Consider the following 484-nt stretch of genomic DNA (forward strand, 5'->3'; position numbering starts at 1 on the left):
CAACGCAAAGATCCGTACGCCGGGCGTGTCGGGGCGTGAGCCGACCTACACCACGGCGTACATGGAGCTGATCTTTACCTTCTACCGGCTGTTCGGTTGGGGGATGCGGCAGATCACCGGCTATATGGAGGACTACTGGGAGACTCGCGGGCTGGACATCCCGGTGCCCAGCGCCAGTCAGCTGGGCGAACGGTTCGCTTCACAGGAGGTGAGCGTCACGCAGCGTTGCGAACAGCTGGCCCGGCGTCTCGCGCCCGGCGGGACGATCAGTCTCATCGTCGACAGCACGGGATTGAGCTTTGGGCGGGCGAGCCAGTGGTATGAGGAAAAGTACGCTCAGAAGGCCGCGCGCACGCCGTGGCGCAAGATGCATCTGTCGATCGACGCTGACATGAACGTACACGCGATCCGCATCACCACTACAGAAGTATCGGATAGCGAAGGAATGGACGCCGTGCTGCCCGCTGATGTGCCGATGGATCGG

At 62.6% G+C, this 484-nt stretch carries 1 protein-coding gene; it reads left to right on the top strand.

All coding sequences use genetic code 11. From position 1 onward, the window contains the following. Positions 1 to 25: 25 nt before the first annotated feature. On the top strand, positions 26 to 484 hold a 459-nt coding region (locus AB3X89_RS40185; RefSeq protein ID WP_368588051.1), incomplete at its 3' end, for a transposase.

Source organism: Paraburkholderia sp. BR14320 (assembly GCF_040948665.1).
Lineage (GTDB): Bacteria > Pseudomonadota > Gammaproteobacteria > Burkholderiales > Burkholderiaceae > Paraburkholderia > Paraburkholderia youngii.